Below are 14,460 nucleotides of genomic sequence, written 5' to 3'. Positions count from 1 at the left end.
CGGGTGTCGCACGTGATATGTGGACCGCGTCCGATTCGCCAACGGTGAATTCTCACCTCCCGCGCTGCGCCAAAAGAGGTACGCACCAACCGGGCCTCCTTTTTCGGCGACAGAGCTTCTGTGTGTCACATGCGTGGGAAGGAACCATCTCAGTGCCCACCCCCCACCCCCCTCGTCCTCCGTATCCCCCGCCCGGCGGGGATGCGGGGGAATCCGATGAGTCACTCGCCGCACCTCTGAGAGGCAGTCCGGAGGGCCAGGTCGCCGCCCATTCCGTCGCGCTGCTGATGGCGCGGCACTACCAGCCGGTGCACGACTACGCGGTCATCTGTCTCGCCTCGTCGGCGCAGGTCGCCGCGATGGTGACCGGGACCGCCTTCCACCGGACCCTCAACCGCCTCGCTTTCGGCGAGTCCGCCGTCGCGCTGCGCCCGGCCCTGCTGGTGACCGTGCGCGACACCATCCGCGAGTGGTCCGCCGACGATCGAATATCGGCCGTTCTGCCCGCCTTGCAGAAACCGGCCGGAGGGCGCGGGCTGCGCGCGGCGACGTCCATGACGCCCGAAAATCGAACCCTCGCGGAGCGGGCATTCCAGGCACTTCCCGCGGACTCGCGCTGTTTGCTCTGGCACGTCGAGGTGGAGGCAGATCCTTTAAGCGTCCCGGCCGGACTGCTCGGCCTGGACACCGACATCGCGTCGGCGGCCCTCGAACAGGCGCGGGAAACATTTCGTCTAGGTTGTGTACAAGCCCATCGCGAACTCGCACCGACCCATGATTGCCGGTTCTACAACCGTCTCCTGGACTTCCCGATACGCCGGGGCGGCGCCCTGCTGCCCGACGTCCAGCAGCATCTGGACGAGTGCCGCTACTGCCGGAACGCCGCGGAACAACTGAGCCATTTCGAAGGCCCGCTGGGTCCGTTGATCGCCGAGGCGGTGCTCGGCTGGGGCGCGCGCCGCTACCTCGACTCCCGCCCCGGACGCGCCTCGCACGGCACGCGCGGTGCCCGCGCGAACCGACGCGGCGGCGGACGCCGGGGTGGCGGGCGGCACGGGCTGCTGTCCCGGCTCCCCGTGCCCGCCCGAGGGCTTCCGCAGGCGCTGCGCTCCTCGCGGGCACTGCTCTCGGGCATCGGCGCGGTCTCGGCCGGGGTGCTGGCGACGGTGCTCATCATCAGCGCGTCGTCCTACGACGGCGGGGAGGCCGACCCGGCCGGCTCCGACAGCGCCGCCGGCGGCAAGGGCTCCGCGTCGGTGACGCCACCCGGCGCCGCCGGGCTTCCCGCGTCCCAGGGCGTGACGCGGTTGCGCAACGTCGGTGCCGATCTGTGCCTCGACATCCGCGACCTGCCGAAGGAGGGTTCGGGCACGAAACTGGCGGAGTGCTCGACGGTGTGGACCCAGCAGTGGACGTACGAGGACGACGGGTTGCTGCGCAGCGTCGCCGACCCCGGGCTGTGCCTGGACTCCCACAAGGACGCCGGTGTCGTCGTCCTCGGCACCTGCGCCGACGAGGATGCCGCGCGGGGCGAGGACGTGCGCTACGACCTCACCGTGCAGGGGGAGTTGCTGCCCCGCTGGGACGAGCAGCTGGCCCTCGCCCCGGCCGACGACGACCCGGACGCCGACATCGTCGTCAAGGTCCGCGACCGCTCCTCCGACGCCCAGCGATGGCAGGCCGAGCCCCTGCCGACGACCTCCGGTTCCCTGTCGATCGAGGAGCAGGACGACCCGGCGGCCCACCAGGTAGGGCTGACCGACGGCCGGACCGCGTGACGAAGGGCCCCGGGGCCCGAGCGGGGCTGCGCGGCGAACGCGACGCGCAGCCCACTGCTCACACCGGATCCTCGACGAGGTCGGCCGGGCCGATGGTGCCCGGCGTCGCATGCCCCGACAGGGCGAGCGTCAGGTCGAGTTCGGCGAGCAGGCAACGGATGACGTGCTCGACGCCCAACCGGCCGTCGAGGCCGAGACCGTAGACGTACGGGCGGCCGACGAGGACCGCGCGGGCGCCGAGGGCGAGCGCCTTGAAGATGTCGTCGCCGGTGCGGACGCCGCTGTCGAAGAGGACGGTGAGCCGGTCGCCCACCGCCTGCGCCACACGGGGGAGCGCGTCGGCCGCCGCGACAGCGCCGGCCACCTGACGGCCGCCGTGGTTGGAGACGACCACACCGTCCATGCCGGCGTCCGCGGCCAGGCGCGCGTCGTCCGGGTGCAGGACGCCCTTGAGGACGATCGGGCCGTCCCAGTTCTCCCGCAGGAACGCCAGGTCCGGCCAGCTCTTGGCCGGGTCGGAGAACATTCCCAGGAAGTGCATCACGGCCGCGTTCGGATCCTCGTGCACCGGCTTGGCAAGGCCCGCCCGGAACGCCGGGTCCGAGAAGTAGTTGGCGGTGCCCACGCCGTGCAGGAACGGCAGATAGGCCTGGTCGAGATCGCGCGGCCGCCACGACAGCAACGGCGTGTCCAGCGTGACGACCAGCGCGGTGAACCCGGCCGCCCTCGCCCGGTCCAGGAAGCTGCGGGCCACCTCCGGGTCCTTCGGCCAGTACAGCTGGAACCAGCGCTCGCCGTCGCCCATCGCCTCGGCGACCTGCTCCATGGGCGTGCTGGACGCGGACGACAGGATGTACGGCACGCCCTGCGCGGCGGCGGCCCGGGCCGCGGCGGACTCGGCGTCCGGGTGCATGATCGACAGCACGCCGACCGGGGCCAGCGCGAGCGGGGCCGGGAGGGCACGGCCCAGTACCTCGACCGACAGGTCCCGCTCGTGCACGTCCCGGAGCATGCGCGGCACGATCCGGCGGCGCTCCAGGGCCGCCCGGTTGGCGCGGGACGTGCTGCCGTTGCCCGCGCTGCCCGCCACGTAACCGACCGGGCCGGGCCCGAGCCGCTGCTCGGTGAGCTCCTCCAGCCGGGTCAGATCGGTGGGCAGCCGCGGTACGGCGCCCGTCATCCCGTTCAGATAGATCTCGTACTGGAAGTCCGCCCAGTGCTTGCCCACCGTACGCCCCGCCTCTCGTCGTCTCCTCGTCGAGACCGTGCCGTACGGGCGACGATACCGAGCGGTATGCGCACCGGAGGATCAGGGTCGGGCCACCGCCGCGTGCAGTACGCGGGCCAGCGCGCGCGGCTGCGAGAACATCGGCCAGTGCCCGGTGTCCAGCGTCACCAGCTCCCAGCTGTCGCTCTTCAAAAGCGCGGCCACGGCCGGCATCGGCTCGTCCCCGTCGAGGAGGCACTTCACATACGTGGCCGGGAGCGCGTCGAGCGGGCGGTCGAGGACGGCCGGTTCGGTGAGCGTGATGCCCGGGTGCGGGGTCGCTCCCACGATCCGGGCGATCTGCTCGTCCGTCAGCCCCTGCCCCGCGTACTCCTCGGGACCCAGCGGCGGCCAGTACCCGCCCTGTGCGTCGATCGTCCGCCGTACGTGTTCGCTGGCCCAGCCCGACAGGAACGACTCCCCGTGCACCGGCACGTTCGCGTCGACGAACACCACGCGGCGCAGCCGGTCGCCGATCCGTTCGGCGGCCTGCCCGACCGGAACGCCCGCGTAGCTGTGTCCGACCAGGACGACGTCCCGCAGACCGAGCCGCTCCACCTCCTCGACGATGTCCCGGACGTGCGTCTGCTGCCCGGCCGGCTGTGTGTCCCGTCTGTCGGCGAGGCCCGACAGCGTCAGCGCATGGACGTCATGCCCGGCGCCGCGAAGCTCCGCGGCCACCTCGTCCCATGCCCACGCCCCGAGCCATGCCCCTGCCACCAGTACGAAGTCGGTCATGCCGGCAACGTAGCCGAGGGGTCTGACAACGGCTCACTCCTCTTCGTCCGCGCGCGGTGCGGGATCCGGCTCGGTGTCCGGACCCTGGGCCCGGACGCGCTGCACGTGTTCGAGTGATTCGCGCAACTCGGCGAGCCAGTCGTCCGTATGGCGCTGCACCAGGCGCACGCACCAGGCCAGCGCTTCGCTGCGGCTGCGGGCGACGCCGCCGGCGATCAAGGTGTCGAGTACCTGGCGTTCAGGCTGGCGCAGCCGCGTCATGACCGGCGCGGCCACGTGTGTGTACAGCGTCCGCCGTCCGCCGCACTCCACACCCCAGGACACCTTGCGGCCGAACCGGTGCTCGGCCTCCCGGGCCACGGCCATCCGGTCCTCGCGGGTGCGCTCCCGGAACTCCTGCGCCCGGCTCTCCAGGGCCGCGTCCCGTTCGGTGGCCGGGGCGTCCTCGGCCAGCCGCGGTGCGGGGATGCGGCCGATGACGGTGATCTCCTCGCGGTCGACCGTGATCTCGGTCAGCTCCTCGAAGAGGTCATCGGGCAGGCGGCCGGCGAACCAGCCGCGGAGCTTCTCTCTCTGCTCGTTCGTAATCATGTAATGACGATTACTCGGCCGGTTCATGAACACAAGGGGTCACGAAGCAGTCGGCCCAGAGCGGAATCGGAATGTTTCAGGCCTATTAACGAACACGCGGAAATCGGCCATCTGGCCGCTTCGTACCCCCGAAAACCGCGCGGTTACGGGCTTCGCCGGCATGGATTCCGTAACTTCGCGCCACTGATTCAATACGCAAGGTTACTGAAACCCGTGGGGTCGATGTGTGTTTCCGCTGCGGACTCGGCAGACTCGCGCTCGCCGCTCCGGGCACCGACCGAGCACGGGACGGCACACCCTGTAATCGATGCGGAAGGAAGCACACAATGCGGACCACCGCGCGCTGGGCCATGACCATCGGCATGACGGCCACCGCCGTCTGCGGACCCCTCTCCGGGGCCGCGCTCGCCACTCCGGGTCAGGCCCCCACCGCGCTCTACGCCCCGTCGGCCCTCGTCCTCACGGTGGGCCACGGTGAGAGCGCGATCGCAGCGACTCCGGAACGCGCGGTCACCCTGACCTGTGCCCCGAAGGCCGCCGGCACGCACCCGGCAGCCGGGGCGGCGTGCGCGGAACTGCGCGGCGTGGGCGGCGACTTCGACGCCCTGACCGCGAGGGACGGCGTGATGTGCACCAGGCAGTACGACCCCGTCGTCATCACCGTCGACGGCGTCTGGCAGGGCAAGCGCGTCTCCTACGAGCGCACCTTCTCCAACGACTGCATGAAGAACGCCTACGGGACGGGCGTCTTCTCCTTCTGAGAGGGATGAACCCACAGACCGGGATCGCGCTGAAACCGTGAAGCGCAGCGGGCCGTGGCTGGGGAGCCGGGCCGTTGTCACGAGGAGTCGCGATCTCGCGCAAGGGGGCCGGCGGGCAGTGTGGGGCTGCCCGCCGGCCCCCGACTTTTCTTGCGTCCGGGGCCTTATGCCCGGTCGCGGTGGCTCGTGTCGCACCACGGGTAGCGGCGGCTGCGGCGGCACGTGCACAGGGCCACGCGGAAGCGGTCGGAGGAGACGACGGAGCCGTCCTCCAGCTCCACCTCGACCGGGCCCTCCATCAGCAGGGGGCCCTTGCGCTGGACGGTGACGCGGCGCGGCTCGGTGGGCCGGTCAGACGGGGAGTTCGGCACGGACGACCACCAGCTCTTCCTTGTCATCGGCGGCGGGCAGCAGCCCCCGCTCCCGCAGCCAGCGCTCCCGGCCGCGCAACACGGGCCCGAGCGCGATCCGGTGCCGACGGGTCACCGCGGCCTTCAGGCCGGCCGTGCGCAACTGCCCGACGGTCAGGTCCGGGCCGCTGAGCGCCGACTGCACGAGCAGCAGCACCCCGCCCGGCCGCAGCAGGCCGGGCGCCTCCCGGCAGATACGGTCGACGACCAGGCGCCCGTCGGCGCCCGCGTCCCAGGCCCGGGCCGCGCCTCGCGGCGGTCGGTGATGGCCGTCCGGCGCCGGCACGTACGGCGGGTTGGCCAGGATCAGGTCGAACGTCTGTCCATGCACGGGCTCGAAGAGGTTCCCGTGCCGGATACGGACCGGAAGCCCCGCGAACCGGGCGTTCAGGCGCGCGGCCCACACGGCGCTCCAGGACACGTCCACGGCGGTCACACGGTTGCCCCGGCGCGCGGCCTCCAAGGCCAGGGCACCGCTGCCGGTGCCCACGTCGAGGACTTCCGCGCCCGGTGGCAGCGGCTCGTCGGACAGGGCACCGGCCAGCAGCTCGGTGTCCTCCTGCGGGGCGTACACGCCCGGGGGTACCAGTGCAATCACGGACGCCGAGTACCCCGGTCATCCGGAGATATGGGCTGCTTCCTGGGCAAGCGGCGCATGCAGTGACGAACGGGAAGCACGCCAGTCGGTGAGCAACCGGGCGCCGAAGCGTTCCTCGACGAACTCGGTGGCGTCGATGCCGAAGGCGATGTCCGGGGCGAGATACGGCTCGCTTTCCAGCAGCCCGCCGATGACGTCGTGGCGCACCACCTGCTCGTGGACCGCGTCGGCCTCGACGTGCTCGTCGTAGAAGTGCTCGGCGGCGGGCCCCGCGCCGGTGCGGCGCATCGCCTCGGCGAGCCGCCGCGACCCCGGTGACGAGGTGATCTCGACCGTCGCGAAATGACCGACCAGCGCGCCCCTGAGAGCCCGGTGCAGCCCGAAGAGGGACATCATGTTCACGGTGACCAGGGCCTCGGCGGACGCCGCGTCGAGATAGCGGCCGTACGCGGTGTCCAGGCCCAGGTCCGCCATCAGGTCGGCGAACAGGCGGGCGTGGACACGCTCCGCGCGGCCGCCGCCCCACTCGTCGAACTCCACCGCCGCCATCGCCGCCTTCGCCCGGCCCGACAGCCGCGGCAGGACCCAGGCGTGCGGGTCCGCCTCTTTGAGGTGGTACAGGGAGCGCTGGGCCGCGTACTCGCGCACCTGCCACAGCTCACCCTCGTCACGCAGGAAGTGGCTGACGCCGGTGCCCTCGACGGGCTCGACCAGCAGTCCGGCCAGTGCCTCGTCCACGCTGTCGTGGACGTGTGCGTCGGTGCGCAGCGCGGACAGGAAGCGGTGCTCCATGGCCGCGCGCACGCGCAGCAGGTCCGGGTCCCACTCGCGCTCCGGGGAAACGTCCGCGAAGCCGCGGTAGTGCAGCTCGTAGCACAGGTACAGGGCGAGCTGGAGGTCGTCGCCGTACACCTCGGCGCGGGCGATCTCCTCGAGGCTGGGCAGGCGGCCCGCGCCCCGCAGATACGCGTCGACACCGCTGCTCAGCGGTCCGCGCGGGGTGGGCAGTCGTGGTCCTTCGTGCTCCATGCGCGCCGGGTACCCACCCGGCGACCGGGGTCACCCCGCCCACGGGGAGCGATCAACTAGATCACGGACGGCCCGGGGCGACCGGGCGGGCCGTGACGGCGAATCTGCTCGGTGGGCGCGAGTCACGGCGGTGCGGGCCCTGGCGGGTGCGGGTGCGGGTGCGGGCGCTGGCGCTGGTGGCGCGGTGCGGGCTCTGGCGGGGTGCGGGCGCCGGGGGCGCGGGCTCTGGCAGGACGGGCCTGGCGGTGCGGGCTCTGGCAGGACGGGCCTGGCGGCGCGGGCTCTGGCAGGGCGGGCCTGGCGGTGCGGGGTCTGGCAGGGCGGGCCTGGCGGTGCGGGCGCTCGGGCCGCTGCCCCCGGTGGCCCGAGCCCGCCCGGTTCCTCTCAGTCCCCCTCGGACTCCTCCTGCGCACGCGTGTTGGGGGTGATGGCCTCCCCGGCCTCGCCCCGGTGGCGGCGCTCCTCCGCGGAGTCCCGGGTACGGTTCTCGGCGTCCTCGACCTCGCGCAGCACCTCTTCGAGTGCCGTCCCGGCCGGCTTGCCGTGCTGGTCCTCGGCGTGGTCGTGGTCCTTGTGCTGGGACACGGATGTCTCCTTTCCCTGTGCGGTTCGTCCGCTCACGGCGGGGGTGTTCAGCTTCCGGCGCGGGCGATGCGCAGCGGCACCGGATCGGCGGGGGCGGCCTCCTCGCTGCGCTGGGCGACCCCCGCCCACCAGGAGGGGCCGTCCTCGATGTGGCGCAGCAGTACGCCTTCGCGGATCGCCCAGGGGCAGACCGTGACGGCCTTGATGCCGGTGAGCTTCAGTGCGGTGTGCCCGACCACCGCTCCCGCCAGGCTCTGGGCGGCGCGGGGTGCGGAGATGCCGGGCAGGTGCGCGCGTTCGGCTGCGGGCAGGGCGGCCAGCTGCGTGATCGCCGTCCGCAGGTCGGAGCGGTGCATCTGCCGGTCCACGAACGGACCGTGGCGCCCGGGCGCCGCGCCGCACAGCCGCCCCAGTTGCTGGAATGTGCGGGAGGTGGCGACCGCGGTGCGCGGGCCCTCCCAGCGGATCCGCGCCGCGACGTCCCGCAACTGGTGGCGGACCTTGCGGCGCAGCGCCCGCACCCGCTCCGGCGACGGCGGGTCCTCGTCCTCGAAGAACTCGTGCGTCAACCGCCGCGCCCCCAGCGGCAACGACGCCACGAAGTCCGGCAACCGGCCGCGTCCGAAGGCGACTTCGAGCGTGCCGCCGCCGATGTCGAGCAGCGCGAGCGGCCCCGACCGCCAGCCCATCCAGCGCCGGGCCCCGAGAAACGTCAGTTCGGCCTCGACCTCGCCCGGCAGGGTGCACAGGTCGACGCCCGTACGGGCGCGGACGGTGTGCAGCACCTCGCGCCGGTTCGGCGCGTTGCGCACCACGGCGGTCGCGAAGGCAGGCGGGCTCGACGCACCCCACCGGGCGGCCGTCCTGTCGGCCTCGGCCACCGCGTCGACGAGTTGCGCCACGGCCTGCTCCGGGATGGGTCCCCCCGGTGTGACCTGCTCGGACAGCCTGAGTCGCCATTTGGCGGTGTGCACGGGCAGCGGCACCCCGTCCGCCGCGTCCGCGACCACAAGTCTGACCGTGTTCGATCCCACGTCCACCACGCTGATTCGCATGGCCGGTGGGTACCCATTTCCGGGCCCGCCCAACAGGTCACGAGCGGCGGACCGGCGAGGACGCGCCACCGGCGGCGGAGGAGAAGGGCCAGAGGAGGAGGCCGGAGGGGGAGAGCCGAAGGGGAGGGCCGAAGGGGACGGGCCGAAGGGGACGGGCAAAGGGAAAGGGACCGCCGTGCCCCTGCGCACGACGGTCCCCAGCCACTGTCGGTCGGTCACATGTGCACGACCGGCGCCGCCTCCGCGTCCTGCTGCGGCACCCCGCGCCGGTGCAGGACGAGGGTGATCAGCGCACCCGCGGCGAAGAACCCGGCCGACCACCAGAAGGCGGTGGTGTAGCTCTCGATCGTGGCCTGTGCCTGCACGAGCTTGCTGCTCGGGTCCTTGCCGGCCAGGTAGTCGGTCGCCGCGCTCGCGGCGAGGGTGTTCAGCAGCGCCGTGCCGACCGAACCACCCACCTGCTGCATGGCGTTGACGGTGGCGGAGGCCACGCCGGCGTCCTCGGCCGCGACGCCGCCCGTGGCCAGCTGCATCGACGACGGCATCACCAGACCGAGGCCCACGCCGATCACGACGAGCTGCGGCAGCACCGCGCTCGCGTAGGAGGAGCCGACGCCGATGCCGGTCAGCCAGGCCATGCCGGCGGTGGCGACGGCGAAGCCCAGCGGGACGACGGTCTTCGGGCCGAGGCGCGGCAAGAGCACGGTGGTGCCCAGCTGGGCCATCACCATCAGCGCGCCGACCATCGGCAGGAACGCCACACCGGTCTTCGTGGGGCTGAAGCCCAGATGGAGCTGGAGGTAGTAGGTGAGGAAGAGGAACACCCCGAACATGCCCGCGCCACTGATCAGCACGGCCAGGAAGGACGCCCCGCGGTTGCGGTCGAGCAGGATGCGCAGGGGCAGCAGCGGGTGGGCGGCGCGGGTCTGCCACCAGGCGAAGGCGGCCAGCAGCACGGCGCCGGCGATCAGGAAGCCCCAGGTGAGCGGCGAACCCCAGTCGTGCGTCTCCGCGTTGGAGAAGCCGTAGACGACGGAGAACAGGCCGCCGGCGACCAGGATCGTGCCCGGCACGTCCAGCTTGGCGGTCGTGGCGTCGCGGCGGTTGCCGAGCAGGAGCCAGCCGCCCACGAAGGCGGCCACGGCGATGACGACGTTGACGTACAGCGTCCAACGCCAGTCGAGGGCGTCGGTCAGGATGCCGCCGAGGAGCAGGCCGACCGCACCGCCGGCACCGGCGATGGCGCCGTAGACGCTGAAGGCCCTGGCGCGTTCGCGCGCGTCGGTGAACGTGGTGTTCAGCAGCGACAGGGCGGCCGGTGCCAGCAGCGCGCCGAAGACGCCCTGGAGGGCGCGGGCGACGACCAGCATCTCGAAGCCGTTCGCGGCACCGCCGAGCGCCGAGGCTGCGGCGAAGCCGACGATGCCGACGAGGAAGGCCGGCTTGCGGCCGAACAGGTCGGCTATCCGGCCGCCGAGCAGCAGCAGGGAGGCGAACGCCAGCGCGTACGCCGTGACGATCCACTGCCGGTTGCCGTCGGAGAAGTGCAGGTCGGCCTGGGCCGAGGGCAGGGCGATGTTCACGATGGTGGCGTCCAGCACCACCATCAACTGGGCGAGGGCCACGACCGCGAGGATCCACCACCGCTTCGGCGAGGCCGCATCGGGCGTCGTCCGGGCGGTGGCGCGCTCGGTCGCGCTGTCGGTGAGGGATGTCTGTGGCATGGGAGCACCCGTTTCCAGGGACGGCGTACGAGGAAGGCAATGAGTATGTAAACGAAACGGTTTCGTACACATGGAGGCTAGACCAGTCCGAGCGAAACGGCAACGTTTCGCTTGCGCTTCCTCTGCGCTTCCTCTGCGCTTCCTCTGCGCTTCCTCTGCGCTTCCTCCCCGCGGTCATATTCCTTGACGCGTATATAACGCTGGAGGCATATTGGAGGCATGCCCGACGCCGCCCTCTGGACCGCGCTCGCCGACCCCCATCGGCGGGCCATCGTCGCCCTGCTCCTGGAGCGGCCCCGGTCCGTCGGTGAGATCGTCGAGGCGTGCGGACTGAGCCAGCCGAGCACCTCCAAGCACCTGAAGGTCCTGCGCGAGGCGGGTCTGGTCCGGGTTCGGCAGGACGCCCAGCGCCGCGTCTACGCCCTCGACCCCGGCCCGATCGCCGCCCTGGACGCCTGGCTCGCCCCGTACCGCGCGCTCTGGAACAAGAGCCTGGACGCGCTGGGCCGCCGCCTCGACGAGACGCCGGACACTCCCGAACCGCCCGCAGCGAAGGACTGATCACCGTGACCACGGACCTCACCGGCACCTATGTGACCCTGGACGACGGCCGCCCCGCCGTCCGTTTCAGCCGCGTCTACGACCATCCCGTCGACCGTGTCTGGCAGTTCGTGACCGACCCGGACGAGCTGGAGCGCTGGTTCCCCTCCCGCGCCGAGATCGAGCTGCGCCCCGGCGGCACGGTCAGGTTCAGCGGAGACCCGCACATGGGGGACTCCACCGGCCGGGTCCTCGCCGTCGCCCCGCCCCGGCACCTGTCGTTCGACTGGGGCGGCGACGAAGTCCACTTCGACCTGGAGGAGATCGACGGCCGGCGCACCCGCTTCACCCTGACCAACATCCTCGCCGCCGAGGACACCGCCGCCCGCAACGGCGCCGGCTGGGAGCTGTGCCTGACCATGCTGGACGCCCGGGCGCGCGGCGAGCGCACCGCCGGTCCGCACGCCGGGCCCGACGCACCCTGGAAGGACCTCTACGCCGCCTATGTCGCGGCCGGCCTGCCCTCCGGCGCGCCCGTGCCCGGACAGGACTGACGGCTCACGCCATCTGCCGCCGCACCAGCTCGTGCAGCCGCCCGTTCGTGTCGGCGAGGAGCTGGGCGGGCGGGCCCTGCTGGATGACCTTGCCGTCCTCCATCACCACGACCCGGTCGGCGTCCATCACGGTCGACAGCCGGTGCGCGATGACGACCCGGGTCGCGTTGAGGGCCTTGGTGCTCTCGATGACCGTGCGCTGCGTCTCGTTGTCGAGCGCGCTGGTCGCCTCGTCGAAGAAGAGGATGCGCGGCCGGCGGATCAGCGCCTGGGCGATCATCAGCCGCTGGCGCTGGCCGCCGGAGACGGCTCCGCTGCCCGCGACGATGGTGTGCAGCCCCATCGGCATCCGCTTGATGTCCTCGGCGAGCCCCGCCATCTCCGCCGCCGCCATCGCCTCCTCGGGCGTGTACGGCTCGGTGCCACAGATGACGTCCAGGATCGATCCGCTGAACGGCTGCGCGTGCTGGAGCACCACACCGCACTGCCGGCGCACCGCCGACTGGTCCAGGGCCGCCAGGTCCTGCCCGTCGTACAGCACACTGCCCGACACGGGCCGGTCGAAGCCGATCAGCAGTCGCAGCAGCGTCGACTTCCCGCAGCCGCTCGGGCCGACGACCGCGACGAACTCGCCCGGCCGCGCCTCGAACGACACGTCGTCCAGGACCAGGGGACCGTCGTCCGCGTAACGGAAGGACACCCGCCGCGCCTCGATCGCCCCGGTCAGCGGACCCGGCCGGGTGCTCGCCGTGCGCACCTCGGGCGTCGCGTCCAGCACCGGCTTGATCTCCTCGAACAGCGGCAGCGCGGCCACCGCCGAGACGAACGAGCCCGTCAGCTGGGTGACGGAGGTGAGCACCATCGTCACCGAGGTGTTGAACGTGAGGAACGCCGCCGCCGACATCGAGCCCCGGGCCGGACCGGCCAGCAGCATGAACATCAGCAGGGTGCACAGCGGCAGATACACCGCGCCCAGCACCGTGGTGAGGTTCTTGATACGCCCGACCTTCTGCTGGAGCTCACGGCTGCGCGCGAACTCCGACGCCCACGCGGCGTACGCGTAGTTCTCGGCGGCGGCCACCCGCAGCTTCGGCAGACCCCGCAGCGTCTGGAACGCCTGGTTGTTCAGTTTGTTGGCGAGCACCACGAGACGCCGCTGCCAGCGCACCTGCCACAGTCCGAGCGCCAGGAACACGGACGCGATGACGACGAGCATGCCGATCGCGGCCATCGCCATCGGCACGCTGAACCAGAACAGCAGCGCCAGGTTCATCGCGCCGACCGTCACCGACTGGGCGACCGTCGGCCCGACTCCCGCCAGCAGCCTGCGGATCGAGCTGATGCCCATGGCCGCGCTGGCCAGCTCGCCGGTGGAGCGCTCGGTGAAGAACTTCGTCGGCAGTCTCAGCAGCCGGTCCCACACCGCCGGCTGGAGCGTGGCCTCGATCCGGCCCTCGATCCGCAGGATGGTCAGGTTCTGCAGCAGCATGAAGGCCGCGGCCACCACACTGCTCAGCATCACCGCGAGACACACCTGCACGATCAGGCCCGTCTGCGCCTTCGGCACGAACTCGCCCAGCACCTTGCCGGTCGCCACCGGCACCAGCGCGCCGATCGCCACCGTGACCAGACCGCTGAGCAACAGGCCCGTCAGATCGCCGCGCATGCCCTGCATACAGAACCGCAGCAGGCCCAGGGGAGTGAGCCCCCGCTCCGGCAGCGGACGGTAGAACATCACCGCGCGCGGCTCGAACTCGTCGGCGTTGGCCTTCTCGATCGGCGTCTCGCGCCCGGTCGACGGATGCACCGCGACATAGCCGCCGCGCCGCCACAGCAACGCCACCGGCGCGCCCGACAGGGCCCGCAGGCCGACCAGCGGCCCCACGTTGTCCCGCCACCAGCGGCCGTCGAGCCGTACCGCCCGGGTGCGCACCCGCGAGGCCAGGGCGACCTGCTCGACCGGGTCGAGGCGGTCGCCGCCGGTGCCCTTCTGAGTGGGTTCGGTGATCCGGATCCCGGCGGCCTGCCCGACCAGCTTGCACGCCGCGTACGTGGCGTCGGCGTCGGCCGAGGTGGTCCGCTTGCCCGACCGCTTGCCGATGGAGGCGAGCAGCGTCTGGTCCGCCCGGGCGCGCACCGCCTCACCGGCCTTGATGCCCTCGGCCGTGCGCGTCTCGTGGGTCTGCTCCAGCTGCTCGATCCAGCGGTCCAGCGTGGTCAGCAGCCGGTACTGCTGGTCGACCATGGACTGCCACAGCGCGGGGTCCATCAGCAGGTCGGCCGCGGCCTCCGCGCCGTACAGCGAGCCGTACTGCACGCTTCCCGGCGGCACCTGCATCCAGAACACGTCGTCGTCGGTGGGCGCGGCGGCCCGCTCGGTGGCCATCGGCGCCTGGAAGAGGATCGACAGGCTGCGCCCGACGCCGAGGGCGAGCGCGTACTCCAGCGGACTCGTCGTCGGCGGCACGTACTGCGGGTTGCCGTACTCGTCGTACGACCAGGTCGCCGTGTTGGCGGGCTGGTACAGCTCGCGCAGGCCGATGCGGTGCACCACGCAGTCCCGCAGCGGCCGGGCCACCAGGGTGTGCTGCGGGCCCGGGACCGGTCCGAGCACCAGCGAGCCCGCCTCCAGCCGGCCCAGATGGTGCCAGTGGCCCTGCTGCCCGGCGTCGACCGCGAACAGGTCCACGGCGCCGGACGCGACCAGCCACAGCACCTGCGGGCCTTCGAGGTCGAGCCGGTTGAACCCGGCGCAGTCGATGCGCGAGCCCATCTGCCCGAAGGCGCCCAGCACCAGGTCGCCGTCGTGTCCTTCGTGAACGGCCGTCAT

14 protein-coding genes are annotated in these 14,460 nt (G+C 72.2%); 4 read left to right on the top strand and 10 right to left on the bottom strand.

The features are described 5' to 3' along the window. The first annotated feature begins 152 nt into the window (after positions 1-152). On the top strand, positions 153-1,778 hold the full coding sequence (locus FDO69_RS30535; protein WP_104784332.1) for an RICIN domain-containing protein: 1,626 nt from the start codon (positions 153-155) through the stop codon (positions 1,776-1,778). Positions 1,779-1,836: 58 nt separating this feature from the next. Here the strand turns inward: FDO69_RS30535 and FDO69_RS30530 are convergent, their stop codons facing one another. The 3 genes from FDO69_RS30530 to FDO69_RS30520 form a co-directional block, all read right to left on the bottom strand. Further along, entirely contained in the window at positions 1,837-3,006 is a 1,170-nt protein-coding gene (locus FDO69_RS30530) for a lactate 2-monooxygenase (RefSeq protein WP_104784330.1), read from the bottom strand. A gap of 81 nt (positions 3,007-3,087) precedes the next feature. Next, the gene (locus FDO69_RS30525) at positions 3,088-3,783 is read right to left on the bottom strand and encodes an alpha/beta fold hydrolase (protein WP_104784327.1); all 696 of its coding nucleotides are present in this window, start codon (positions 3,781-3,783) and stop codon (positions 3,088-3,090) included. Positions 3,784-3,816: 33 nt separating this feature from the next. Next, positions 3,817-4,374, bottom strand: coding sequence for a hypothetical protein (locus FDO69_RS30520; RefSeq protein ID WP_104784324.1), 558 nt, complete (start codon positions 4,372-4,374; stop codon positions 3,817-3,819). A 326-nt stretch (positions 4,375-4,700) separates the two neighbouring features. Between FDO69_RS30520 and FDO69_RS30515 the strand changes: the two genes are divergently transcribed. Continuing rightward, positions 4,701-5,135, top strand: coding sequence for a protease inhibitor (locus FDO69_RS30515; protein ID WP_104784321.1), 435 nt, complete (start codon positions 4,701-4,703; stop codon positions 5,133-5,135). 164 nt (positions 5,136-5,299) lie between these two features. On the opposite strand, the gene FDO69_RS30510 is transcribed toward FDO69_RS30515, so the two are convergent. The 6 genes from FDO69_RS30510 to FDO69_RS30485 all read right to left on the bottom strand — a co-directional run bounded on the left by FDO69_RS30510 (position 5,300) and on the right by FDO69_RS30485 (position 10,536). Beyond that, positions 5,300-5,506, bottom strand: a complete 207-nt coding sequence (locus FDO69_RS30510; protein ID WP_104784318.1) for a CDGSH iron-sulfur domain-containing protein — start codon at positions 5,504-5,506, stop codon at positions 5,300-5,302. After that, positions 5,487-6,143 carry a HemK2/MTQ2 family protein methyltransferase gene (locus tag FDO69_RS30505; protein WP_104784315.1) on the bottom strand — a complete coding sequence of 219 codons (657 nt, stop codon included), beginning with the start codon at positions 6,141-6,143 and terminating at the stop codon, positions 5,487-5,489. The genes FDO69_RS30510 and FDO69_RS30505 overlap by 20 nt, the downstream gene beginning before the upstream one ends. A gap of 18 nt (positions 6,144-6,161) precedes the next feature. Next, the gene (locus FDO69_RS30500) at positions 6,162-7,172 is read right to left on the bottom strand and encodes an iron-containing redox enzyme family protein (protein WP_104784312.1); all 1,011 of its coding nucleotides are present in this window, start codon (positions 7,170-7,172) and stop codon (positions 6,162-6,164) included. 384 nt (positions 7,173-7,556) lie between these two features. Continuing rightward, positions 7,557-7,757: a hypothetical protein gene (locus FDO69_RS30495; protein ID WP_104784309.1), complete on the bottom strand. Its 201-nt coding sequence runs from the start codon at positions 7,755-7,757 to the stop codon at positions 7,557-7,559. Between the two features lie 47 nt (positions 7,758-7,804). Next, positions 7,805-8,812 (bottom strand): Ppx/GppA family phosphatase, encoded by a 1,008-nt coding sequence (locus tag FDO69_RS30490; protein WP_104784306.1) that lies wholly within the window; start codon positions 8,810-8,812, stop codon positions 7,805-7,807. 215 nt (positions 8,813-9,027) lie between these two features. Then, on the bottom strand, positions 9,028-10,536 hold the full coding sequence (locus tag FDO69_RS30485) for an MFS transporter (protein ID WP_104784303.1): 1,509 nt from the start codon (positions 10,534-10,536) through the stop codon (positions 9,028-9,030). A gap of 219 nt (positions 10,537-10,755) precedes the next feature. Here FDO69_RS30485 and FDO69_RS30480 point away from each other — a divergent pair, with 219 nt between their 5' ends. Both FDO69_RS30480 and FDO69_RS30475 read left to right on the top strand, forming a co-directional pair. Then, complete coding sequence (locus FDO69_RS30480; RefSeq protein ID WP_104784301.1) at positions 10,756-11,097, top strand: ArsR/SmtB family transcription factor; 342 nt, start codon at positions 10,756-10,758, stop codon at positions 11,095-11,097. 5 nt (positions 11,098-11,102) lie between these two features. After that, on the top strand, positions 11,103-11,630 hold the full coding sequence (locus FDO69_RS30475; protein WP_104784298.1) for an SRPBCC family protein: 528 nt from the start codon (positions 11,103-11,105) through the stop codon (positions 11,628-11,630). Between the two features lie 4 nt (positions 11,631-11,634). On the opposite strand, the gene FDO69_RS30470 is transcribed toward FDO69_RS30475, so the two are convergent. Beyond that, a complete protein-coding gene (locus FDO69_RS30470) occupies positions 11,635-14,460 on the bottom strand; it encodes an NHLP bacteriocin export ABC transporter permease/ATPase subunit (RefSeq protein WP_104784295.1) in 2,826 nt (941 codons plus the stop codon).

Origin of the sequence: Streptomyces tibetensis (assembly GCF_007655005.1) — a bacterium.
GTDB classification, from domain to species: domain Bacteria; phylum Actinomycetota; class Actinomycetes; order Streptomycetales; family Streptomycetaceae; genus Streptomyces; species Streptomyces tibetensis.
Note: the sequence above shows the minus strand (reverse complement) of the source record. Positions and strands in the feature narration are given on the sequence as shown.

Bases quoted from the DNA above. Each gene is read 5' to 3' on its own strand.
- FDO69_RS30490 (WP_104784306.1), bottom strand. From the start codon at position 8,812: ATGCGAATCAGCGTGGTGGACGTGGGATCGAACACGGTCAGACTTGTG.
- FDO69_RS30485 (WP_104784303.1), bottom strand. From the start codon at position 10,536: ATGCCACAGACATCCCTCACCGACAGCGCGACCGAGCGCGCCACCGCC.
- FDO69_RS30470 (WP_104784295.1), bottom strand. From the start codon at position 14,460: ATGACGGCCGTTCACGAAGGACACGACGGCGACCTGGTGCTGGGCGCC.
- FDO69_RS30500 (WP_104784312.1), bottom strand. From the start codon at position 7,172: ATGGAGCACGAAGGACCACGACTGCCCACCCCGCGCGGACCGCTGAGC.
- FDO69_RS30480 (WP_104784301.1), top strand. From the start codon at position 10,756: ATGCCCGACGCCGCCCTCTGGACCGCGCTCGCCGACCCCCATCGGCGG.
- FDO69_RS30515 (WP_104784321.1), top strand. From the start codon at position 4,701: ATGCGGACCACCGCGCGCTGGGCCATGACCATCGGCATGACGGCCACC.
- FDO69_RS30520 (WP_104784324.1), bottom strand. From the start codon at position 4,374: ATGATTACGAACGAGCAGAGAGAGAAGCTCCGCGGCTGGTTCGCCGGC.
- FDO69_RS30525 (WP_104784327.1), bottom strand. From the start codon at position 3,783: ATGACCGACTTCGTACTGGTGGCAGGGGCATGGCTCGGGGCGTGGGCA.